20 protein-coding genes are annotated in these 22,573 nt (G+C 71.6%); 13 read left to right on the top strand and 7 right to left on the bottom strand.

Annotated features, from left to right (window positions below):
- Positions 1-1,944: 1,944 nt before the first annotated feature.
- From ACLJOU_RS03160 to ACLJOU_RS03170, 3 genes are all read right to left on the bottom strand, one after another.
- Positions 1,945-2,268 carry a WXG100 family type VII secretion target gene (locus ACLJOU_RS03160; RefSeq protein WP_410562886.1) on the bottom strand — a complete coding sequence of 108 codons (324 nt, stop codon included), beginning with the start codon at positions 2,266-2,268 and terminating at the stop codon, positions 1,945-1,947.
- A complete protein-coding gene (locus tag ACLJOU_RS03165; protein WP_410562888.1) occupies positions 2,268-2,807 on the bottom strand; it encodes a YbaB/EbfC family nucleoid-associated protein in 540 nt (179 codons plus the stop codon). Before ACLJOU_RS03165 ends, ACLJOU_RS03160 begins: the two co-directional genes overlap by 1 nt.
- Before the next feature lie 142 nt (positions 2,808-2,949).
- The gene (locus tag ACLJOU_RS03170; protein ID WP_410562890.1) at positions 2,950-4,242 is read right to left on the bottom strand and encodes an MFS transporter; all 1,293 of its coding nucleotides are present in this window, start codon (positions 4,240-4,242) and stop codon (positions 2,950-2,952) included.
- Between the two features lie 295 nt (positions 4,243-4,537).
- Here ACLJOU_RS03170 and ACLJOU_RS03175 point away from each other — a divergent pair, with 295 nt between their 5' ends.
- Entirely contained in the window at positions 4,538-5,119 is a 582-nt protein-coding gene (locus tag ACLJOU_RS03175; RefSeq protein ID WP_410562893.1) for a YqgE/AlgH family protein, read from the top strand.
- 12 nt (positions 5,120-5,131) lie between these two features.
- Here ACLJOU_RS03175 and ACLJOU_RS03180 read toward each other — a convergent pair whose 3' ends face one another.
- Complete coding sequence (locus ACLJOU_RS03180) at positions 5,132-5,551, bottom strand: SdpI family protein (RefSeq protein ID WP_410562895.1); 420 nt, start codon at positions 5,549-5,551, stop codon at positions 5,132-5,134.
- 65 nt (positions 5,552-5,616) lie between these two features.
- Here ACLJOU_RS03180 and ACLJOU_RS03185 point away from each other — a divergent pair, with 65 nt between their 5' ends.
- The 3 genes from ACLJOU_RS03185 (at position 5,617) to ACLJOU_RS03195 (ending at position 10,614) form a co-directional block, all read left to right on the top strand.
- The gene (locus ACLJOU_RS03185) at positions 5,617-6,777 is read left to right on the top strand and encodes an esterase-like activity of phytase family protein (protein ID WP_410562897.1); all 1,161 of its coding nucleotides are present in this window, start codon (positions 5,617-5,619) and stop codon (positions 6,775-6,777) included.
- 169 nt (positions 6,778-6,946) lie between these two features.
- Positions 6,947-9,787, top strand: coding sequence for a leucine--tRNA ligase (gene leuS / locus ACLJOU_RS03190; RefSeq protein ID WP_410562899.1), 2,841 nt, complete (start codon positions 6,947-6,949; stop codon positions 9,785-9,787).
- An 89-nt stretch (positions 9,788-9,876) separates the two neighbouring features.
- Positions 9,877-10,614 (top strand): SDR family oxidoreductase, encoded by a 738-nt coding sequence (locus ACLJOU_RS03195; RefSeq protein WP_410562901.1) that lies wholly within the window; start codon positions 9,877-9,879, stop codon positions 10,612-10,614.
- Here the strand turns inward: ACLJOU_RS03195 and ACLJOU_RS03200 are convergent.
- Positions 10,611-11,348 (bottom strand): TetR/AcrR family transcriptional regulator, encoded by a 738-nt coding sequence (locus ACLJOU_RS03200; RefSeq protein ID WP_410562903.1) that lies wholly within the window; start codon positions 11,346-11,348, stop codon positions 10,611-10,613. The two genes, ACLJOU_RS03195 and ACLJOU_RS03200, sit on opposite strands and share 4 nt — an antisense overlap.
- A gap of 146 nt (positions 11,349-11,494) precedes the next feature.
- On the opposite strand from ACLJOU_RS03200, the gene ACLJOU_RS03205 reads away from it, so the two are divergent.
- The 8 genes from ACLJOU_RS03205 (at position 11,495) to ACLJOU_RS03240 (ending at position 20,068) form a co-directional block, all read left to right on the top strand.
- Positions 11,495-12,016, top strand: a complete 522-nt coding sequence (locus ACLJOU_RS03205; RefSeq protein WP_410562904.1) for a YbaB/EbfC family nucleoid-associated protein — start codon at positions 11,495-11,497, stop codon at positions 12,014-12,016.
- Between the two features lie 23 nt (positions 12,017-12,039).
- Positions 12,040-12,354 (top strand): hypothetical protein, encoded by a 315-nt coding sequence (locus ACLJOU_RS03210; protein ID WP_410562906.1) that lies wholly within the window; start codon positions 12,040-12,042, stop codon positions 12,352-12,354.
- 3 nt (positions 12,355-12,357) lie between these two features.
- Positions 12,358-13,512 carry a WXG100 family type VII secretion target gene (locus ACLJOU_RS03215; protein ID WP_410562907.1) on the top strand — a complete coding sequence of 385 codons (1,155 nt, stop codon included), beginning with the start codon at positions 12,358-12,360 and terminating at the stop codon, positions 13,510-13,512.
- On the top strand, positions 13,509-14,597 hold the full coding sequence (locus ACLJOU_RS03220) for a hypothetical protein (RefSeq protein ID WP_410562909.1): 1,089 nt from the start codon (positions 13,509-13,511) through the stop codon (positions 14,595-14,597). Before ACLJOU_RS03215 ends, ACLJOU_RS03220 begins: the two co-directional genes overlap by 4 nt.
- 301 nt (positions 14,598-14,898) lie before the next feature.
- Positions 14,899-15,768, top strand: coding sequence for a ribokinase (locus ACLJOU_RS03225; RefSeq protein WP_410562911.1), 870 nt, complete (start codon positions 14,899-14,901; stop codon positions 15,766-15,768).
- Positions 15,769-15,796: 28 nt separating this feature from the next.
- Positions 15,797-16,534 (top strand): hypothetical protein, encoded by a 738-nt coding sequence (locus tag ACLJOU_RS03230; protein ID WP_410562912.1) that lies wholly within the window; start codon positions 15,797-15,799, stop codon positions 16,532-16,534.
- Positions 16,527-18,176 carry a phosphoenolpyruvate--protein phosphotransferase gene (gene ptsP, locus ACLJOU_RS03235; protein ID WP_410562914.1) on the top strand — a complete coding sequence of 550 codons (1,650 nt, stop codon included), beginning with the start codon at positions 16,527-16,529 and terminating at the stop codon, positions 18,174-18,176. Before ACLJOU_RS03230 ends, ptsP begins: the two co-directional genes overlap by 8 nt.
- A 461-nt stretch (positions 18,177-18,637) precedes the next feature.
- Positions 18,638-20,068: an MFS transporter gene (locus tag ACLJOU_RS03240; protein WP_410562917.1), complete on the top strand. Its 1,431-nt coding sequence runs from the start codon at positions 18,638-18,640 to the stop codon at positions 20,066-20,068.
- A gap of 71 nt (positions 20,069-20,139) precedes the next feature.
- Here ACLJOU_RS03240 and ACLJOU_RS03245 read toward each other — a convergent pair whose 3' ends face one another.
- Positions 20,140-20,805 (bottom strand): DUF1707 domain-containing protein, encoded by a 666-nt coding sequence (locus ACLJOU_RS03245; RefSeq protein ID WP_410562919.1) that lies wholly within the window; start codon positions 20,803-20,805, stop codon positions 20,140-20,142.
- 87 nt (positions 20,806-20,892) lie between these two features.
- On the opposite strand from ACLJOU_RS03245, the gene ACLJOU_RS03250 reads away from it, so the two are divergent.
- Positions 20,893-21,900, top strand: a complete 1,008-nt coding sequence (locus ACLJOU_RS03250; protein WP_410562920.1) for a hypothetical protein — start codon at positions 20,893-20,895, stop codon at positions 21,898-21,900.
- A 3-nt stretch (positions 21,901-21,903) separates the two neighbouring features.
- Here the strand turns inward: ACLJOU_RS03250 and ACLJOU_RS03255 are convergent, their stop codons facing one another.
- Positions 21,904-22,572 (bottom strand): response regulator, encoded by a 669-nt coding sequence (locus tag ACLJOU_RS03255; protein ID WP_410564693.1) that lies wholly within the window; start codon positions 22,570-22,572, stop codon positions 21,904-21,906.
- Between the last annotated feature and the right edge of the window lies 1 nt (position 22,573).

Genomic DNA, 22,573 nt, shown 5'->3' on the forward strand with positions numbered 1-22,573 from the left:
GGGTGGCGTCTGCGGTGACGGTCCGTTCTGGAACCCCGCCGATCCCGCGTCCGCCGCGAACGCCTGGCTCGGGCCGCCCGTGAAGCCCGCCGCTCCGACGTTGTCCTGGGGGCGTCCGCCGCCGCGGCCCGGTTCCGGGGCGAATCCCGGGGTTGGGGCCATACCGTAGCCGCCCTGGGGTGCGCCGCCCGGCGATGATGAATGGCTTGGTGCTGCGGCCGGCTGCGGGACCTGGTTCGTGCCTGGCCGTGGTGCCTCGGCGACCGGCTGCGAACGCTGCTCCGTCTCGGGCTCTCGCCGGGCCTCCGGTGCGGAGCTGCGTGATTCGGAGGCCGGTTCGCGACGCGGCTCCGGCTCGGACAAGGCTTCGCGTTGCTGCTCGGGCGCCGAGGAAGCCTCGTGACGAGGCTGTTTGCCCGCGGAAGATCCTTCGCCGCGTGATTCGGGTACGGAGGCCGGCTCGCGACGTGGCTCTTCACCTCGAGACTCCGGTTCGGAGGACGTCTCACGGCGCGGCTCTTCGTCCCGCGACGCCGACTCCGAGGAGGACTCACGACGAGCCTCCGGCTCCGGCGACGATTCCCGGCGGGACTCCGGAGACGACTCGGTTCGAGCCTCGGACTCCGGCGAGGACTCCCGGCGGAACTCCGGCTCCGGAGACGACTCAGCTCGAGCCTCGGATTCCGGCGAAGGCTCGCGGCGAGCCCCGGGCTCAGACGGAGACTCGCTCCGCGCCTCGGGCTCCGGCGAGGACTCACGACGTGACTCCGGCTCCGAAGCTGACTCAGCCCGAGACTCCGGCTCCGAAGCTGACTCTGCCCGAGACTCCGGCTCCGAAGCTGACTCTGCCCGAGACTCTGGCTCCGACGAGGGATCAGCCCGCGACCCAGGCTCGGAGCCCGCCCTGGACTCCCCCGCCCCAGCGGACTCACCGGCTCCACCTGACCCGCCATCCGAGTCAGCCCGCGGAATGTTCGCCTCGTGAACCGAGTGCAGCTGCTCCTTCGCACCCCCGACCGCACCCCCGGCTGCCCCGCTGGACGCTCCCATCAGCAGCTGCTCCGGCGTCAACGACCCCAGGTCCCCGGTCACCGCCGCCTGGGCGACCGTCTGTGCGACCCCCTCGACCGCTCCGCGCGCCCCCGCCCGCATTGCCGCGTCCGCGATCTGGCCGCCCGCGCTGTGCGAGAGTCCCTCGGTCGCCCCGCGGCCGATCGAGCCCGAAGCCGCCCCCACGACTCCGCCCACCGCGCCCGAGATCGCTGCGTCCGAGGTCTTCGACCAGTCCCAGTCCTTCCGGTCGCCCTTCGCCATCTGCAGGCCCTGGATGCCCGCGTCCATGCCGAGGTTGATCGCCTCGTTCTTGAGGACCTCCATGCCGATCTTCTTGATGCCCTGCTTGAGCAGCCTCTCCAGCAGCTCCTTCGCGACCTGCTTGAACCCCTGCTGAGCCAACTTCTCGAGCAGCTGCCGGAACAGCATCTGCACGGTCATCCGGGTCGCGATCTGGGCCGGCGCGATCCCCGCCGTCGAGCCGCCGAACGTCACCGCCGCCGCCGCGATCATCGCCGCGATCTGAGCCGCCAGGATGATCAGCGAGATGATGATCATGTACTTCGTGTACTCGACGTCCAATGCCGTCTGGTCACACGAATCGCCCAGAGCCTGAGCCGCGTCGGCCAGCTGCTTGAAGTACGCCTCGTCGCCCTCGACGAACTTCTTCCACTGCCCCGCGAACGCGTCGGCGCCGTCACCCGTCCAGTTGTCGCGGATGCCGGACGCCGCCTGGTTGCCCGTCTCCGAGACCGGTCCGATCGCCGAAGACGCCGTGTGCCACGCGTCGCGCAGCGCGCGCAGCTTGGTCTCGTCGCCCTCGGGCCAGCTCTCCCCGACGACGATCGGCAGCAGCCACTTGACCGCGTCGGGCATCTCCATACCCACGCGTCATTGCCCCTTGCCGAGCTGGGACGTCACGTCTTCGTCGGCGCCCGTAAGGGCCTTCATCGACTTGGCGACGTTCTGCTGCATGCCCCGCAACCCCTCGACGAGGTTGGTGAAGCCTTCGACGGCGCCCTGCGCGCCCGGGACGTAGTCCTTCGCGAACTCCTTGCCGGAGTCGTCGCCGCCCCAGCACTCACCCTGCGCCGCGAGCGCCGCCTGCAGGGCCTTCGCCGCGTTGTCGAGCGCGTCGGCCGCCATCACCAGGCCGTTCGACGCGCGCAGGACCGCGTCCGGCTCCGCGGTGAACCCGGAACCCTCGTCCGGCATCAGTCGCCCCTCGTCATCCAGGACGACGGCGGCTCTTCGTCCTCCTCACGCGGCGGGCGGACGCGCTTGGGGGTGGGCTTGGGGGCGGGCAGCGGCGCCTGCTCGTTGCGCAGGATCGAACCGCTCTCTTCGAAGGACTCGGGCCGCGGCGCGGGCGGCACCTCGGCGAAGTCGTCGAACGTGGGGATCGGCGGCACCAGCCCGGCCAGCGAAGGCGCGCCCTCGACCAGGTCGGCGAGGTCGGGCAGGCCTTCGGTGATCGGCGCCATGAGAGCGGCGATCTTCTGCTTGACCTGCAGCGATCCCTGGCGCACCAGCGACTGGACGGTGTCCGCGAGCTGCGCCGGCGTCGTGCGCTCGAAGGTGTTCAGGGCGAATTCGAGCTTCGCGAGGCTGCCGCCGGCGTCGATGGTCGCGCGGACCAGTCCGTCCGGTGAGCTCACCTGGGCCGTGGTTCCGGCGGCCGCGGCCTGGGCGTCGCGCAGCTGCGCCGTCTGCCGCTCGAAGTTCTCCAGGAGGGTGTCCATCTGGTCCTTCATCGCGGCATTCCGTGCTTCGAGCCGTGCACGGTCGTCGCCCGCGGTGGTCACAGGTGCCCCCGGTGTCCCTCGAACCTACTAATGCTTTCCGGTCACCCTAATGCCAATGGAGCAGTCATCGTGACCGGTTCGGGTGTTTGCGTCAGCGAAGCGTCCGGCGCCGGGCGAGCGCGTACCCGGCCCCGCCGACGAGGTAGCAGACCGTCGCGGCGATGAGCAGCCCCGGCGACCGGCCGTCGTCCGGGACGACCAGCGCGCCCAGCGAAACCGCCGCCACCTGCGTGATGTTGAACAGCGTGTCGTACAGCGCGAACACCCGGCCGCGGGCCTCGTCGGCGACGTCTAGCTGGATCGACGAATCGACGCACAGCTTCAGCACCTGCCCCGCGCCGGTGATGACGAACGACGCGAGCAGCGCGAGTGGCAGCACCATCGGCAGGCCGAACGCGGACTGCGCGATCGCCGCCAGCAGCAGTGAGCCGAGTACCGCCCGCAGCCGCCCGAACTTGCGGACGATCCGCGCGGTCAGCAGCCCGGCCAGGAGCAGCCCGGCTCCGGCGAGCACCGCCATCTGCCCCAGCCCGGGCAGGCCCGCGCGGAAGACGCCGTGGTCGGTGAAGTAATTGCGCATCAGCAGCACGGTGACCAGCAGCGACACTCCGAACGACGCCCGGTGCGCGAAGAGCGCGACGAACCCGGCGGTGACGCTGGGCGCGCGCCAGGCGTGGCGCGCGCCGTCCGCCAGCCCGCGCGCGACGGCCAGCACCGGGTTCGGCGGCTCGTCGACCACCGTCGGCCCGAGCACGCCGCGGGCGAAGCCGCGCGCGATGAACGCCGAGACCAGGGTCCCGAGCACCGCGAAGGCCGTGGTCTCGGCCGAGCCGACGTCGTTGCTGCCGAACAGCGCCCGCAACCCGATCGCGCAGCCACCGCCGACGACGGCGACGACCGAGCCGAGCGTCGTGGCGAAGGCGTTGGCCGTCACGACGCTTTCTTCCTCGACGACGTGCGGCAGCGACGCCGAGAGCCCCGAGCCGATGAAGCGGGAGATGCCTTCCGCGGCCAGGGCCAGCGAGAACAGGCCGATTCCGCCGAACCCGAGCCCCACGGCGGCGGACGCGCACACGATCGCCAGCCCGCGCAGGAGGTTCGCGAAGATGAGCACGCGACGGCGGTCCCAGCGGTCCAGCAGGGCGCCCGCGAAGGGACCGACCACGGAGTACGGCAGCAGCAGGGCGGCGAACCCGCCCGCGATGGCCAGCGGGTCGGCCGCGCGCTCGGGGTTGAACAGGACGGCTCCGGCGAGGCCCGCGCGGAAGACGCCGTCGCCCCAGCTGGCGGCGAAGCGCGTGAAGAGCAGGCGCCGGAAGTCGGGGTCCTTGAGCAGCTCCCGAGGGCCTCTGCGCGCGGTCGTCGACTGGGAGCTGATCACCATGTCAGCGTAGTGGGTGGCCGACGCACTCCGGGGGTTCCAGGGGGCTTGCCCCCTGGTCGGACACCCTCAGGGCGAGCGGGCGAAGGTGGCGCAGCCACCGAGCAGTGGGTGGCCGACGCACTGAGGTCGCCTCTCGGCGGCTATGCGCAGTGTGGCTCCAGCCGGACGGTATTCCACAAAGGCGGTTCTTCAGTGAGCCCGGGGGACACGGAGTGCGCCGGCCACATGTTTCAAACGAGGCTGTTGGGGCGATTGTTCCCGAGCCGAAGTCATTCGCCGGGCCAAGGGTGGGATCATGGGTCGCGTGCCAGCGGACGCCGAGGTTGAACCGGGAACGCTCCTGGTCGCCGCCCCCACGATGGTCGACCCCAATTTCCGCCGGACCGTGGTGTTCGTCATCGATCACCGGGAAGAGGGCACGCTCGGCGTGGTCCTGAACCGGCCGAGTGACGTCGCCGTGCACGACGTGCTGCCCAACTGGGGTGGGCACGTCGCCGAGCCGCAGGCGGTGTTCGTCGGCGGGCCGGTCGAGAAGAAGACCGCGTTGTGCCTGGCGGCGCTGCGCACCGGCGAGACGGCGGCGAGCGTGCCGGGCGTGATCGCGGTCCGCGGCCCCGTCGCGCTGGTCGACCTGGACACCGATCCCGAGGCGCTCGTGCCGAAGGTCCGCGGGGTGCGCGTGTTCGCCGGGTACGCGGGCTGGGACTCGGGGCAGCTGGCCGGCGAGATCGAGCGGGAAGACTGGGTCATCGTGCCCGCCCTGCCGAGCGACATCCTGGCCTCACCGGACGGCGACCTATGGAGCCAGGTGCTGCGCCGCCAGGGCATCCCGCTCGCGCTACTGGCCACCCATCCGGGTGACCTCCAGCGGAACTGAGACGACCGGAAACTAGGCCTCTTCCTTCTTGAAGACACCGCAGCCGCCGGCGCCGCACGCGCAGCCGCTGCAGCCGGCCGGTGCCGCCGGAGCCGGGGCGGGCACGGTCAGCGCGGCCCGGTTGCCGAGCACGCCGCCGCCCATGACCAGCACGAGCATCGCGAGCACGCCCGCGACCGCGGCCGAGACGAGACCGGCGGTCGTCGGCATGGCCAGCCCTGCCAGCCCGGTGAGCACGGAGATCGCGCCCCCGGCCATGGTCGGCAGGCCCGCGACGCGGTTGGCCAGCTTGAAGGCTTCTTCGCTGCGCAACGCCGCTTCCGTGCGCACCCCGGTGCCGCCTTCGCGCGTCAAGCGCTCACGGAACCCGAGGAACCCACCAAAACCGACGAGGAGACCCAGCACGACCGGAACCAGCGCGATAGCGAACACGGGTCAAGGATAAGCGTGACGTCCCGGCAACCTGCCGGATACCCTGATCGACTGTGCTACAGGCCATGTCACCGCGTGTACTGCCCACCGTCCTGACCGCTGCCCTGATCGGGGGAATCCTCGCCGCTACCCCGGCGAGCGCCACCGAGAGTCACCAGCGGCCGATCCGGCTGCTCGGCGAGAAGATCGTCCCCAACGCCCTGCAGTTCCAGGGCACGACGGTCGGCGGCCTGTCCAGCATCGACTACGACCCCCGGACCGGCGGGTACGCGCTGATCTGCGACGACCGCTCCGCGATCAACCCCGCCCGGTTCTACACGGCGACCTTCCCGGTCACCGCCCGCGGCGTCGGCGACGTCACCTTCACCGGCACGAAGCCGCTCCTGCGCCCGGACGGCACGCCGTACCCGCCGCTCGCGCAGAACGACCCCGCCAAGCCGCAGAACGAGCAGACGATCGACCCCGAAGAGCTGCGCGTCGACCCGTGGACCGGCGACTACTACTGGTCGCAGGAGGGCGAGCGGACGGCGACGACGTTGATCGATCCGTCCGTCCGCGAGGCCCGCCGCGACGGAAAGTACGTCCGTGACCTGCCGATCCCCGCGAACGAGAAGATGACGCCGACGGCCGGTCCGCGGCAGAACCTGGTCCTCGAGGGCATCACGTTCACCGGCTTCGGCTCGCTGCTGGCCAGCGAGGTCGAGGGCCCGCTGCTGCAGGACGGCCCCGAGGCGACCACGACGTCCGGTGCGCTCTCCCGGATCACGCTGCAGGCGCGGTTCGGGCCGGTCCTGGCCCAGTACGCCTACCCGCAGGAGCCGCTGTTCGCCGCGCCGGTGCCGCCGACGGCGTTCGCCACCACCGGCGTCTCCTCGATGCTGGCCGTCGACCAGGCCGACCCCACGAAGTTCCTCATGATGGAGCGCTCGTTCAGCACCGGTGTCGGCAACAAGGTGCGCGTCTACGAGATCGACACGAGCGGGGCGACGAACGTCCTGAACGTGCCGTCACTCGCCGGCGCCAAGCACGTCAAGCCGGTGCAGAAGCGGTTCCTCTTCGACGCGGCCGACCTCGGCTTGTCCACTGTGGACAACCTGGAGGGCATGACGTGGGGGCCGAAGCTGCCGGACGGCGAGCGCAGCTTGATCTTGGTCAGCGACAACAATTTCTCGGCGACGCAGGTCACGCAGCTCGTCGCACTGGCGGTCCCCTCCGAACGGCTTTGACCAGCAAGTTACGATGTGCACATGAACACGGCTCGGCTGATCCCGTTTTTCAAGGGTCTTAGCCTGCCGCGCTGACCGGGCCCGGCCCGGCCGGCGCGGCGACCCCTCATGCCCTGGTGGCTGAGGGGTCGAGTTGTTTCTGGAGTAGCTCCCACGGAGGAAGACGGCGATGACCGAGACAACAGGGACCGACGTCCCGGCGCACCGGTACACGGCCGCGCTGGCGGGTCAGATCGAGCAGCGCTGGCAGGACCACTGGGCCGACCAGGGCACCTTCCACGCGCCCAACCCCGTCGGGCCGCTCGCCGTCGAGGGGCAGTCCGTGCCCAGCGACAAGCTGTTCGTCCAGGACATGTTCCCGTACCCGTCGGGCTCCGGCCTGCACGTCGGGCATCCGCTGGGCTTCATCAGCACGGACGTCTTCGCCCGGTACCACCGGATGATCGGGCGCAACGTGCTGCACACGATGGGCTTCGACGCGTTCGGCCTGCCGGCCGAGCAGTACGCCGTCCAGACCGGGCAGCACCCGCGCAAGACGACCGAGGAGAACATCCGGACCTACCTGCGCCAGATCCGGCGCCTGGGCCTGGGCCACGACGAACGCCGGCGCATCTCCACGATCGACCCCGAGTACTACCGCTGGACGCAGTGGATCTTCCTGCAGATCTTCAACTCCTGGTACGACACCGACGCCGGCAAGGCGCGCCCGATCGCCGAGCTGGAGGCCGCGTTCGCGGACGGCTCGCGCCCGACGCCGGACGGCCGTGCCTGGGCGGCGCTGAGCGCGTCCGAGCGGAAGAAGGTGATCGACGACCACCGGCTGGTGTACATCTCCGAAGCGCCGGTCAACTGGTGCCCGGGCCTGGGCACCGTGCTGTCGAACGAAGAGGTCACCGCCGACGGCCGCAGCGAGCGCGGCAACTTCCCCGTCTTCCGCCGCAACCTGCGCCAGTGGATGATGCGGATCACCGCGTACGCCGACCGCCTGGTCGACGACCTGGACCTGCTGGACTGGCCGGAGAAGGTCAAGTCCATGCAGCGGAACTGGATCGGCCGCTCGCACGGCGCCCGCGTCATGTTCGCCGCCGGTGACCACGGCATCGAGGTCTTCACGACCCGGCCGGACACGCTGTTCGGCGCCACATACATGGTGCTGGCCCCGGAACACCCGCTGGTCGACGAGCTGGTCACCGAGAAGTGGCCCGAGGGGATCGACGAGCGCTGGACCGGGGGTGCGGCGACGCCCGCCGAGGCGATCAAGGAGTACCGCGTCGCCGCGTCGCGGAAGTCCGAGCTGGACCGGCAGGAGAACAAGGAGAAGACCGGCGTCTTCACCGGCGCGTACGCGACGAACCCGGTCAACGACAAGCAGATCCCGGTCTTCGTCGCCGACTACGTGCTGATGGGCTACGGCACCGGCGCGATCATGGCCGTGCCCGGCCAGGACGTCCGCGACTGGGAGTTCGCCGAGAAGTTCGGCCTGGAGATCGTCCGGACCGTGCAGCCGTCGGAGGGCTTCGACGGCAAGGCGTACACGGGTGACGGCCCGGCGATCAACTCGGGCTTCCTGGACGGGATGGACGTCGCCGAGGCCAAGAAGACGATCATCGACTGGCTGGCCGAGAAGGGTGCCGGCACCGGGACAGTCCAGTACAAGCTGCGCGACTGGCTGTTCTCCCGGCAGCGCTACTGGGGCGAGCCGTTCCCGGTGGTCTACGACGAGAGCGGTGAAGTGCACGCCGTTCCCGAGTCGATGCTGCCGATCGAGCTGCCCGAAGTCGCCGACTACTCGCCGGTGACGTTCGACCCGGAGGACCGCGACTCGATGCCGTCGTCGCCGCTGGCGCGCGCGACGGACTGGGTCGAGGTCGAGCTGGACCTGGGCGACGGCCCGAAGAAGTACCGCCGCGACATCAACACGATGCCGAACTGGGCGGGCTCGTGCTGGTACCAGCTGCGCTACCTGGACCCGACGAACGCCGAGACGTTCTGCGCGCCGGAGAACGAGCAGTACTGGATGGGCCCGCGCCCGGGCGAGTACGGCGCGGACGACACCGGCGGCGTCGACCTGTACGTCGGCGGCGTCGAGCACGCGGTCCTGCACCTGCTGTACTCGCGGTTCTGGCACAAGGTGCTGTTCGACCTGGGCCACGTGACGTCCAAGGAGCCGTACCGGAAGCTGTTCAACCAGGGCTACATCGAGGCGTACGCGTACACGGACGCGCGCGGCGTCTACGTCCCGGCCGAGCAGGTCGAGGAGCGCGATGGGAAGTACTTCTTCGAGGGCGAAGAGGTCACCCAGGAGTACGGCAAGATGGGCAAGAGCCTGAAGAACGTCGTCACGCCGGACGAGATGGCCGAGAACTACGGCGCCGACACGTTCCGGTTCTACGAGATGGCGATGGGCCCGCTGGCCATGTCCCGCCCCTGGGCGACCAAGGACGTCGTGGGCGCGCACCGGTTCCTGCAGCGGCTGTGGCGCCTGGTGGTCGACGAGACGACCGGCGAGCTGCGGGTGTCCGATGAGGACGCCTCCGAGGCGGACCGGAAGGTACTGCACAAGACCATCGCGGGCGTCCGCGAGGACTACGCGGAGATGCGGTTCAACACGGCCGGCGCGAAGCTGATCGAGCTGAACAACCACGTCACCAAGGTGTACGGCGCGGCCGCGTCGACGCCGCGTGAGCTGGCCGAGCCGCTGGTGCTGATGCTGGCCCCGCTGGCCCCGCACATGGCCGAGGAGCTGTGGCGCCGGCTGGGTCACGTGGATTCCCTGGTGCAGGGCCCGTTCCCGGTGGTGGACGAGAAGTACCTGGTCGAGGACTCGGTCGAGTACCCGATCCAGGTCAACGGCAAGGTCCGGTCCCGGGTGACGGTCGCGGCCTCCGCGTCGCAGGACGAGGTGCAGGCGGCGGCGCTGGCGGACGAGAAGGTCGCGGCGCTGGTCGGCGACGGCTCGCCCCGCAAGGTGATCGTGGTGCCCGGGCGGCTGGTCAACATCGTCCTCTAACGCGACGGCGAAAAGGCGCCAGTGTTCGGCGGCCATCCCCGATTTGATTGAACGGTCAAGGAATCCGTTCGATCGAAGGAGAACCGGGAATGACCCTCGACGGCAAGGTGGCGCTGGTGACGGGCGGCAGCCGGGGTATCGGCGCGGCCACCGCCCGGCGGCTCGCCGAGGACGGCGCGGACGTCGCACTGACGTACCAGCACAACGCCGCGCGCGCGGCCGAGGTGGTCGAGCAGATCAAGAACCTCGGCCGTCGCGCGCTGGCGATCCGGGCGGACTCGGCGGACGCGGCCGCGGTGTCGGCGGCGGTCCGGGCGGCGGTCGGCGAGTTCGGCCGGCTGGACGTCCTCGTGAACAACGCGGGGGTCGGCTTCGTCGGCGCGTTCACCGAGACGGCGATCGAGGACGTCGACCGCGTGCTGGCGGTGAACGTCCGCGGCGTGTTCGCCGCGACGCAGGCCGCGGCCGGCGTGCTGGCCGACGGCGGCCGCGTGATCACGATCGGCAGCTGCGTCACCGATCGCGTGCCCGGCCCGGGGATGGCGCTGTACGCGACGAGCAAGGCGGCGATGGTCGGCCTGACCAAGGCGCTGGCGCGTGAACTGGGCCCGCGCGGCATCACGGTCAACCTCGTCCACCCCGGCCCGACCGACACGGACATGAACCCGGCCGACGGCCCGTACGCGGCCGACCAGGCCGCCATGACGGCGTTCGACCGCTACGGCAAGCCGTCCGAAGTCGCGGCGGCGGTGTCCTACCTGGCTTCCCCGGCCGGCGCGTACGTCACCGCGGCGACGCTGTCGGTCGACGGCGGCCACGCGGCCTAGCCGGAGTAGAGCCCGATCTCCCTGGCCAGGTCGATGAGCATCGCCTCGAACAGGACGTCCGGTTTGGACATCGGGATCGGGTAGTTGCCGAAGACCTCGAGCGTGACGTGCCCGTAGAGCCGGGCCCAGAACTGGATCATCAGGTACGTCACGCCGAGGTCGATCTTCTCCACCGGCACGCCCTGGTCGGACTCGACGAGCACGGCGACCAGCGACTCCTGGAAGGTCTTCAGGTCGTCCCGCAGCTCGTCGGGTACGCCGCTGGCCGGCGGCAGCACGATGTCGTGCCGCGCGAGCACCCGCCCGGCGGCGGCCAGGAAGATCCGCCCGAACGGCTCGTCGACCCGGCTCAGCGCGCTGCCCGACGTCGACCCGACCCCGCCGGTCGGCGACGCGAAGACCAGCGTGAACTCCTTCGTGTGGGTGAGCGCCCACCGCCGGAAACCCTTGCAGATGGCGAACAGCTGCAGCACGCCGTCGTCCGGCAGCTCCGCGATCTCCTCGGCCAGCTCGTCGGCCAGGTCGGCGCAGACGTCCAGCCGCAGATTCTCGACGAGGTCGTCCCGCGACTCGTAGTACCGGTACAGCGCGGGCGCGGTGATCCCCAGCTCCCGCGCGATGGCGCGCAGCGTGACCGCCTCCGGCCCCTGCTCGACGAGCAGTTTCCGGGCGGTCCGCCGGATGTCCTGTTCGGTAGCCGCACGCGCGCGACCCCTCCGCGTGGGGTGGCTCATCCGGACAGTCTAGGTGCTCGGTACGACGGATCTTGCCGCAACGCGAATCCCCTGACGTGGGAAAACCGGAACTCCGCCGAAACTGTCGGACCCGTGTGCCACACTCGGTCGTCGTACGGTTACCGACGTGAACAGGGGAGGTTCGCGTGTCGAATCCCGAGCAGCTCATCGCGGGTTTCGAGGCTCGGATGGCGGAGTCGCAGCGCAAAGCCGATCGGATGGTCAGCGAGATCGAAGCGGTTTCGGTGACCGAGCGCAGCAAGGACGGCCAGATCGGGGTGCGGGTCGACCACGCAGGCAACCTCGTCGGCCTGGAGATCGGCCTGAGCGTTCGGGAGAAACCGGATCTCGCCGAGGAGATCCTCCGCACCGTCAAGTCCGCCCAGAGCAAGCTGGCCGGGGCGATGCGGGCGGGGGTCACCGACCCGGTCGGGCCCGAGGTGATGGACCAGCTGGTCAGCCGGCTCGAGCAGGCGTTCCCGGCGCCCGGGCCGGAGGGGTTCGCCCCGCCGGCGTCACCCCGCAACGAGGGTGACCGGTTCGTCCCGGAAGAGGAGCGGCAGCTGCCTTCCGCGCCGAAACCCCCGGAGCCGCCACGCGCGCCGCGGCCGTCGTCGGACGAGGGCCACGACGACGACTACTTCAGCGACGGTGACTACCTGCGCTGACGCGCGGGCGAGGGAGGAGAACCATGACCGGACCAGGCGGCCCGGGCTTCGCGGTCGACCCGCAGGAGCTGCAGCGGCACCGCGAGCACATCGAGGCGATCACCGACCGGCTCGGCCAGTGCAAGGAAGCCGCCCGCGCGACCGAGCACCCCGAGGCGTTCGGGCTGCTCGGCGTCCCGCTCGCGGCGATCTGCGCTGTTGCCCAGCAGGTGGCGGAGATCGCGATCGAATCGGCCTCGACGTCGTCGTACGACCACTCGACCCGGATCCAGCTCTGGCAGCAGCTGAAGGAAGCCGACGAGGCCGGGTTCGCGGACCTGTTCAAGGTGGCGGACTGAGCCGTGGCCGAAAACCCCTTGATCAAGACGGACGCGGCGGACGACCGCAGCGCACTCGAAGGCGCCGGCCTCTTCCAGGACTTCTGGGACGCGGGTGCCGCCGTCGCCGACGGCAACTGGACCGAAGGCCTGCTGAACGCCGCGTTCGGCGCCGGTGGCCTCCCGGAACTCGTCGCGGACCCGATCGGGACACTCGCTTCGGCCGCCGTCGGCTGGGCGATGGAGTTCTTCCCGTGGCTGTGCGAGCCGCTCGACTGGCTCACCGGCGACCAGACGGCCCTGGAGAACATGGTCGGGACCTGGGAGAACGTCGGCAAGGAACTGGAGAAGATCGGCACCGACCTCCAGGACACCGTCAAGAAGGACAGCGCCGCCTGGGAAGGCGCCTCCGCGGACGCCTATCGCGCCTTCGCCGAAGACCGCGCGGCCACGTACGCGGGGGTCGCGACCGGGGCCAACGCGATCGCGAAGCTGGTCGACATCTGCAAGACGATCCTGAGCGTCGTGCGCTCGATCGTGCGTGACCTGATCTCCGAATGCGTCGGCAAGCTGATCAGCATCGCGTGCCGGTACGTGGGTCCGGCGCTGCCGGTCGGCATGGCCACCGAGGGCACTGCGGAAGCCGTCAAGACCGGCAGCAAGTGCATGGAGTGGATCAAGAAGCTGGTCCGGGCGTTCAAGAAGGCCCAGGAGCTGTTCCACCGCATCACCGACATCTTCGGGCGGGTCAAGGGCGCGCTGAAGCGTGGCGCGGAAAGCCTGCCCGGTCCGCTGAAGAAGGTCGGCAAACTGATCAAGGACGAACCGCGCGACACGCGGACGTTCCTCGAGAAGGTCCGCGACGAACGTCCTGTTCGGAAGAAGCTGAGGGACACCGTCTCGTCGGACAAGTCGCTCGGCGAGAACCTGAAGGATGTCGGCACGGAGATCCGGAAGGACGCCCGGAAGGAGTTCGGCGAGAAGTTCGGGGAGGACTTCGGCAAGGAACTGTGGGACGACGCCAAGAAGGAGTGGCGCAAGGAGTCCCGGAAGAAGAAGGCCGAAGGGGTCGACGACTGGCTGGGTGGCGACGACGGTGAGGCCCCGGACGAGGAGAGCGGCCCGCCGCCGGTGTTCGAGCAACCGGGCACGCAGCGGATTTCGGGGTCGATCGAGTGACCGAGCCGCAGGGCGATCGGTTCGTCGTTTCGCGGACCGACGGGCCGCACTGGATCCAAGCCGGCTTTCTCCTGTGCGTGGCCGGCGGATTCGTCTGGGTGGCGTTGGCGGCCACGCAGGAGAGTCCGCGCGTGATGGGGTGGGTCTTCGGCGGCGCCGTCGGGCTGTTCGGGTTGTACCTGGTCGTGCGCTCGCTGCGGAAGCCGGTTCGCAACGAGCTCCTCATCGAACCCACCGGGCTGACGCGGGTGATCGGCGGCGTCGCGTGGGTGTTGCGATGGGGCGAGCTGCGGGCGGCTTCGGTCGTCCGGGGCACGCAGAAGAACGCCCGGCACCAGATCGTGCTCTGGCCGGCCGACGACCGGTTCGAAAGCCCGGGCCGGAGCCTCGTCCACGTCGGCGACGGGTTCCTGGTGGCCTGGCTGGAGCTGTACGAAACCGAAGTTCCGCGCGTGCGGGAGCTGCTGGCAAAGCACGTCGGGACCACGCCTGACCGGGTCCGCGAAACGCCGGTTCCCGGCCCGCCGCTGCCGGTCCGGCCGGCGCGGGCGGAGTGGGTGCCGCCGCCGGTGGAGCCGTCGGGTTCCGTCACGATCCATGTCAACGGCTGGAACCGGATGCTGCTGCGGTGGGTGCGGTTCTTCGCCCTCCTGATCGAGGTCGGGCTCGGGGCCGTGATCGAGTTCGGCCCGCACACCGGGTTCCGGACCGCCTGCGTCGTCGGGTTCATCGCCGTCTTCGTCGGCGTGTCCTGGTGGGCGGTGCTCGAACAGCAAAGCCGGTCCCGGAAGTCGCGGGTCCGGCTGGAGCTGTCGGCGGCCGGCCTCCGGTGGCGGACGTACTACCGCGAGTTCACGGTTTCCTGGCCGGAGATCGCCGAGCTCCGGCTCCCGTCCGGCCACCTCGAGTTCCGGCCCGCCGCCGACCGCTTCCCGCTCGACCGGCCGGACTTCGGCCCGCTGCGGCTGGGCGACGGCTGGTACCGGATGCCACGGGTGCTGAGCGCGACGGCGGTGCGGCAGTTCGAGTCGCACATCCGGAGCGTCCTGCCGGCCGGGGTGCCCCTGGCGCTCGGCCGAGGGTGAAGGGGGCGCCGCCGACGCCGATCACTCGGGGGGCTACGTGATCGACGCCGGCGACCCGATGCCCTGCCCGGCTCGCGCCGGTTGGGGCAACGCCACCACGTCGAGCGTGATGACGCACCAGGAGAGCGGGACCGGGGCCACGAAGTGACGGCCGGGGGACGGACATCCCCCGATCGAGTGACAGGCTTCCGCTGCTCGCATGATTGTCGCACTCAGCCCCGGATAAGTTACAAAAACCTTCACTTTCCTCTTCTTACCGGTGCTGACCTGGTCCGGACGGCATTCGTGACACAGTGCGGGCATGAACTCTGACGTGCTCGTTGTGGGATCCGCCAACGCCGACCTCGTCGTCGCGGTGGACCGGCGCCCGGGCGGCGGGGAGACGGTGCTGGGCGGCGACACCGTGCTCTCGCCGGGTGGGAAGGGCGCCAACACCGCGGTCGCGGCGGGCCGGCTCGGGGCCGACGTCGCGCTGCTCGGCGCGGTCGGCGACGACCCCTACGGCCGGCTGCTGCTGGACTCGCTGCGCGCCGCCGGTGTCGACACCGGGCTCGTGCGCACCAGCGACCGCCCGACCGGCATCGCCTACATCACCGTCACCCCGGACGGCGAGAACTCGATCCTCGTCTCCCCCGGCGCCAACTCCAGCCTCGAGCCCGCCGACGTCGACGCCGTCTTCGACGGGGTCGAGGTCATGGTCGTCTCGCTGGAGGTGCCGCTGCCGACCGTCGAGCACGCCGTCGCGCGGGCCGCCGAGAAGGGCGTGAAGGTGCTGCTGAACCTGTCGCCGGCGGCAAAGCTCTCCCCCGCCACCTTGGCCCGGCTCGACGTCCTGCTGGTCAACGAGCACGAGGCCGCCTGGCTCACCGGGCCCGGCGCGGACTTCCGGAAGCTGCTCGACCTGGGACCGCGGGCGGCCGTCGTCACCCTCGGTGCGGCCGGGGCCGTCGTCGTCGAAGCCGGTTCGGTGCGCCGGGTCGAGTCGCCGAAGGTCGAGGCCGTGGACACCACCGGCGCCGGTGACGCCTTCGCGGGCGCGCTCGCCGCATCGCTCGCCGATGGCACCGAACTGGTCTCCGCGGCGGAGCGGGCGGTGCGCGTCGCGGCGTTCAGCGTGACGCGGCCCGGCGCCCAGCCGTCCTACCCGACCGCGGCCGACCTCGGGGAATGATCACCCGGCAGGCCGTGTTGCAGCTCACATGGGCGATTCGTTCGACTCGGCCTGGTGGCGCGGCTACGCGGCTCAGCTGCGGGCGATCGCGGACGCCCGGCGTCCCGACCGGCTCGCGATCATGCCGCTCGACGAGACCCTCAAGGCGCTCGGCAAGCAGACCGAGCTGGACGAAGGCGTCTACGAGGTGCCGCTGGACGGCGTCGTCGGGACGGTCGCCCGGGCCGGGGACTTCGACCGCGAGTTCCGGCCGCGCAACCGCGCGCTGCGCGAGCGTTGGGAGTACCTGACGCGGACGTCGGCGGACCTGCCGCCGGTGCGGCTCGTGCGGCTCTCCGAGATGTTCTTCGTCGAGGACGGCCACCACCGAGTCGGCATCGCCCGCGCCCGCGGCGCCCGGACCATCCGCGCGCGGGTCCGCTGGATCGGCACGGTCGCCTGCGCGCTGCGCTGCCTCACGCTCGCGGACCTGCCGTCGAAGACCGCCGAGCGGATGTTCCTCGAGCGGGTGCCGCTGCCGGACGACGTGCGCCTCGGGCTGTGGCTCGACGACCCGGCCGACTGGTTCCGGCTCGCCGATTCGGCCGAGGCCTGGGGTTTCCGCCGTATGCTGGCCGGACGGCCCGTGCGCAGCCGCGACGAACTGGCCGGCTCCTGGTGGCACGAGGAGGTCCGGCCGGTGCTCGAACGGGTACGGCAACGCGGTTTGTGCCCGCCACCACGAGATATCCAGGCCTACCTGAGCTATGGTCTAGACCATGCCTGAGTTTGATGCCGCCGCCGCGGAGTCCCTGTCCGGGGTCGCCGTCAGCCCCGGCCGCGCGAGTGGTCCCGTCGTCCGTGTCGCGGAGCCGCTCGGCGAGCCCGCCGCCACCCCCGCCCCGGCCGATCCGGCCGCCGAGGCCGCCCGGATCGCGCCCGCGGCCTCTGCGGTCGCCGGCCGGCTGGAAAAGCAGGCCGAGACGGCCACCGGCGAGGCCGCGACGATCCTCATCACGACCGCGGCGATGGCGGCCGACCCAGCGCTCGCGTCACAGGCCGAAGCGTTGGTCAAGACGCAGGGACTGCCCGCCGCGCGTGCGGTCCACCAGGCCGCGGAAGGCTTCGCCGAGGCGCTGGCCGCGGCCGGCGGGTACATGGCCGAGCGCGTCCGCGACGTCCGCGACGTGCGGGACCGGCTGATCGCCGAGCTGCTCGGCATCGCGCCGCCGGGGGTGCCCGAGCTGGCCTCGCCGAGCGTGCTCGTCGCCCGCGACCTCGCCCCGGCCGACACCGCGGGCCTCGACCCGGCGAAGGTCCTCGCCCTGGTCACCGAGGAGGGCGGCCCCACCAGCCACACGGCGATCCTGGCGCGGGCGCTCGGCATCCCGGCCGTCGTCGCGGTGCGCGGCCTGCTGGCCCTGGACGCGCAAGCGCTTGCGGTCGACGGCGACACGGGCACGGTCGAGGTCGCGGACCCGGCCGCCCCGGTGGTCACGGCGACGGTGACGCAGCTCGCCGAGTGGAACGGCACGGGCGCGACGGCCGACGGCCACCGCGTGAAGGTCTACGGCAACGTCGGTTCGCCGGCCGACGCCCAGGCCGCGGCCGAGGCGGGCGCCGAAGGGGTCGGCCTGTTCCGCACGGAGTTCTGCTACCTGGACGCCTCGGACGAGCCGTCGGTGGCCGACCAGCGCGCCGCGTACACGGCGGTGCTCGCGCCCTTCCGCGGCAAGCCGGTGATCGTGCGGACGCTCGACGCGGGCGCCGACAAGCCCCTCGCGTTCCTGTCCCCCGAGGCCGAGCCGAACCCCGCGCTCGGCGTGCGCGGGCTGCGCGTGGCGTTCGACCGGCCGGAGGTGCTGGACCGCCAGCTCGAGGCCATCGCGGGCGCGGCGGAGGATTCGGGCGCGGAGGTCTCGGTGATGGCCCCGATGGTCGCCACGGTCGAGGAAGCCGCCTGGTTCGCGGAGCGGGTCCGCGCGGCGGGCATTGCCCGCGCGGGCGTGATGATCGAGATCCCGGCGGCGGCCCTGACCGCCCGCGAGATCCTCGACGCCGTCGACTTCGTCTCGGTGGGCACGAACGACCTGGCCCAGTACACGTTCGCGGCGGACCGCCAGCTGGGCGCGGTGGCGAAGCTCAACGACCCGTGGCAGCCGGGCCTCCTGCGCCTCCTGAAGCTGATCGGCGACGCGGCGAAGGCCACGGGCAAACCGGCAGGCGTCTGCGGCGAAGCGGCGGCGGACCCGCGCCTGGCCTTGGTCCTGGCCGGTCTCGGCCTGACGAGCCTGTCGATGAACGCCCCGGCCATCCGTGCGGTGGGCGCAAGCCTGGCGGCCACGACGCTGGCGGAGTGCGAAGCCCTGGCGGAAGCCACCCTGGCCACAGCGGACCCGGCAGCCGCCCGCGCGGCCGCTCGCCTCTGACCCGGACGTCGGCGTCGGCCAAGCCGGTCGACGCCGGCGCACTGGTTCGCGAGAGTCCCGCGGCGGCCGGGACATCGGGATCAGCCCTTCGGCACCTCGACGCGGTAGCGCGCCCTCGACGGGCGGCCTGCCCTTCGACGAGCGGCTGGCTTTCGACGGGCGGCCTGCCCTTTGACGATCGGCCCAGCGCGAATCACTCCGCCGCCGCAGGGGCGCCCCCCCACTTTCAGTCTATCGGTCATCACCGACAGTGCCTCCCTGTGCGAACCTGGTTCGGCGTGGTTGTCCACATTGATCGAGGGGTGTGGGCAACCCGCCCCGCGTCCGTGAAGGCCGTCCCGGCGAGCCCGGGGTGGCCTTCACGGACTTCGGCGGAAAACCTTCCGGGCCGGTGTCGATCCGGGCCTCGGCCGCTCGACGAAGAGGTGAGAACGGAACCAACCCGTCGAGAGGACCTCGCCATGACCGCCACCACCTCCGCCCCGGCCGAAGCCGGCGGCGTCGTATCCGGCGGAACAGGGAGCGTCCGGGCCGGGCGCCGGGCGTGGATCGGGCTCGCCGTGCTCGCGCTGCCCACCCTGCTCGTCTCGCTGGACGTCTTCGTCCTCGTGCTCGCCCTGCCGAAGCTCGCCGCCGGCCTGCACGCCGACGGCACCGAGCAGCTCTGGATCATGGACACCTACGGCTTCATGGTCGCCGGGTTCATGGTCACCATGGGAACCCTCGGCGACCGCATCGGGCGGCGGAAACTGCTGCTCATCGGGGCCGCCGCGTTCGGGGCCGCCTCCGTGGTCGCCGCCTTCTCCACCAGTGCCGGCATGCTCATCGCCGCGCGGGCCGCGCTCGGCATCGCCGGGGCCACGCTCGGTCCCTCCACCCTCTCGCTCATCGGCACCATGTTCGAGAACCCGCGGCAGCGGGCCGAAGCGATCGGGATCTGGGCCGGCTGCTTCACCGTCGGCGCCATCATCGGTCCGGTGGTCGGCGGGTTCATGCTCGAGCACTTCTGGTGGGGCTCGGTCTTCCTGCTCGGCGTCCCCGCCATGGTCCTGCTGCTGATCATCGGCCCGAAGCTGCTGCCCGAGTACCGCGACGAGACCGCCGGGCGCCTCGACCTGCCCAGTGTCGCCCTTTCCCTCGGCGCGATCCTGCCCGTCGTCTACGGCGTCAAGGAACTCGCCCGCGACGGCTTCCGCACCGTTCCGGTGCTCGCTCTCGCAGCCGGCCTGCTCATCGGCCACGTCTTCGTGAAGCGGCAGCGCACGCTCGCCGATCCGCTCGTCGACCTCAGCCTGTTCGCCGTCAAGGCGCTGCGGACCACCCTCGGCGGGATGCTGCTGTTCAGCATGCTCGGCGGCACGACCATGCTGTTCACCGCGCAGTTCTTCCAGCTCGCGCAGCACCTCTCGCCGGTCGGGGCCGCGCTCGGCCTGCTGCCGGGGATGGCCACCTCCACCGTCAGCTTCCTCGCCGCGCCCGTGCTCGCCCGGCGCGTCCGGCCGGGTGCGCTGATCACGGGCGGGGTCCTGCTCGCCGCGGCCGGCATGGCGATCCTCGTCTTCGCCGACTCCGCCGCCGGCCCGCTGTGGCCGGCCATCGGGCTGGCCGTGACGTCGGCGGGGGTCGGCCCGATGGTCGCGCTGGGCACCGACCTCGTCGTCGGCTCGGTGCCGGTGCGCAAGGCGGGCGCCGCCGCTTCGCTGGCCCAGACCGTCAACGAGTTCGGCTACTCCTTCGGCCTCGCCACCGTGGGCACGCTGGGCAACGCCGTCGCCCGCTCCTACGGCCTGCCCGCCGGGCTGCACGTCGTCGCCGGGCTCGCCGCCGTCGCGTTCGCCGTCCTGGCCTGGTTCGCCGCCCGGCACCTGCGGTCGATCCGGCCGACGGCCTGACGAGCGAAGGCCTCCCCACCCGATGCCTGGGTGGGGAGGCCTTCTTGACGCCGGGGGCAGAGGGGCCCCGGCTAGCCGAAGAGCCCGCGCCGCGGGTGCCGGATGACCAGCGACCCGCCGTGCACGCGCCCGCTCAGCACGTACCGAGGGTTGCCCAGCCGGCCGTTGCTGCGCGTCTTGTCCTCCATCGCGCCGAACTTGACGTCACTGATCGCGTTCAGGTCCACCGAGGCGTGCTCGGGGATGATGATCTCGACCGAGCCCCACTTGGCGTCCAGTTCGATGTGCACCACCGGCGACTGCACCTGGGCCTCGGTGAAGTCCAGCTTCGTCGAGCCGTACTTGTTGCGCACGACCAGCTCGGACGGCACCACCCACGGCCCCCCGCGGTGCAGCGACGAGTACTTCGCGTTGAGCTCGAAGCGCTGCCCGGTCGAGTAGCCGCCGCCGTAGCCCACCGGCGGCGCGTACGCCGGAGCGGCGGCCGGGGCCGCGGCCGGGTGGTAGAGGCCGGCGAGGTCGGCCAGCACCGCGTTCAGCTCGCCACGCGTCCTCGACGCGAGCGCGCGGTCGGTGCGCTCGGTGAACTCGTCGAGGTCGATCATCCCGCGGCCGATCGCCTTCTGCAGCACGCCGACGACGTGTTCGCGCTCGTCGTCCGACACCCGGAGATCGCGCTCGCTCAACGGCTTGGTTTCGGTCACCGGTTCCGCCGTCGCAGTCTCTTCCTCGCCCATGTCCACGATGGTAGAACTGGATTCCACCAGGGAGATCGGGGGAAAACCCTGAACACACCCGTAGTCCGCCTCGCCGTCGCCGTCGCCGTGGCCGCCGTCCTGGTCGCCGGCTGCACCGCCGAACCCCCGCCCCCGCCGCCCGCTCCGCTGACGGAACTCTCCGGCATCCGGGCGACCGGCGGCATCGGCGTCACCGCGCTGCTGCCGACCGCCGGACCCACGCTGTTCGACGCCGACCGCGGCCCCGCCGCCACGCCGCCCGGTTACCCCGGCGGGGAGGCCCAGCTGTCCGTCGTGCGGGCCGGGAAGCACGTCGTCCTGACGGTCGTCCCGCCGTACTCCCGGGACGCCCAGCCCCTCGAAATCCTCGAGTACACCGGGCCGTCGAGCCCGCCGCGGTCCCTCGGCCGCGCCTGGTCGGCGGGTCCGGACGCCGGCGGCGAAGGCGTCTGGCTGATCCGGCAGGACGGGCCGGACGACTGCCGGCTCCAGCACGTCTCGTTCGACGCGGGCGAGCTCGGCCGCGGCCAGCCCGCCAGCTGCCGCACCCAGGTGCGGACCGAGACCGCGCACGGCCTGCTGATCACGATCAACGCCGGCGCCGCCGAATCGACCGACGCCCTGATCGACCCGGCGACCGGCCGCACGATCCGGCAGGCGCCCCGCATCCTCGGCGTCGCCGGCGACTGGATGCTGCTCGACGGCCTGACCGACCTGACCCTGGTCGACCTGCGGGACAACAGCAGCAAGAAGCTCAGCAGGCCTTCGATCGGCGCGGCGCCGACCGTGGTGCCCTCGCGCGAAGGGACCCTTTGGGCCGTCGACTTCGCGAACCCCGCCTACCGCAACACCGCCACGCAGACGCGGGACATCTGGCTGCTGCGCCCGGACGGACCGACCTGGGACCACGCCCCGGGGATGCCGTTCGTCACCGAGCACCTCAAGCGAGGTGGCGGCTTCGACTGGTCGGACGCCGGTGACCTGGTGCTCGCCGACCGCGTCCTCGCCGCCTGGCACCCCGGCGAACCGCAGTGGCGGCTGAGCCAGGCCCCCTTGCCCGCCGGCACCTGGTCGGGCTTCGCGGTCCTGCCCTGAGGGTCACTCCCCGTCGAGGCCGTGCTCGATCGCGTACCGGGCCAGCTCGACGCGGTTGTGCAGCTGCAGCTTCCGCAGCGTCGACTGCACGTGGTTCTCCACCGTGCGGTGGGAGAGCACGAGCCGCTCGGCGATCTGCCGTGCGGTGAGGCCCTTCGCGACCAGGCGCAGGACGTCGGTTTCGCGCTCGGTCAGCCGCGGCGGCTCGGCGCCCGCGGTGCCCTCGGCGGACGCGTCGGCCATCCGCCGGTATTCGCCGAGCACCAGCCCGGCCAGGCCGGCGGTGAACACCGGGTCGCCGGCGGCGGTCCGGCGAACGGCGTCGACCAGCTCCACCGCGGACGCCGACTTGACCAGGTAGCCCGACGCGCCGGCCTTCACCGCCTCGAGGACGTCCTTGTGCTCGCCGCTCGCCGACAGCACGAGGACCTTCGTCGACGGCAGCGCCGTGGTGATTTCGCGGGTGGCGTCGACGCCGGACGTGCTGCCGAGGTTGAGGTCCATGAGGACGACGTCCGGCTGCACGGTCCGCGCGATCCGCACCGCCGCGTCGGCGTCCGGCGCCGTCGCCCGCACGTCGAAGCCGTGTTCGGTGAGGTCACGGGCCACCCCGTCGCGCCAGATCGGGTGGTCGTCGACCACCATCACCGAAATCCGCGGTTCCCTGTTCATC

Source organism: Amycolatopsis sp. cmx-4-61, assembly GCF_046548775.1.
Lineage (GTDB): Bacteria > Actinomycetota > Actinomycetes > Mycobacteriales > Pseudonocardiaceae > Amycolatopsis.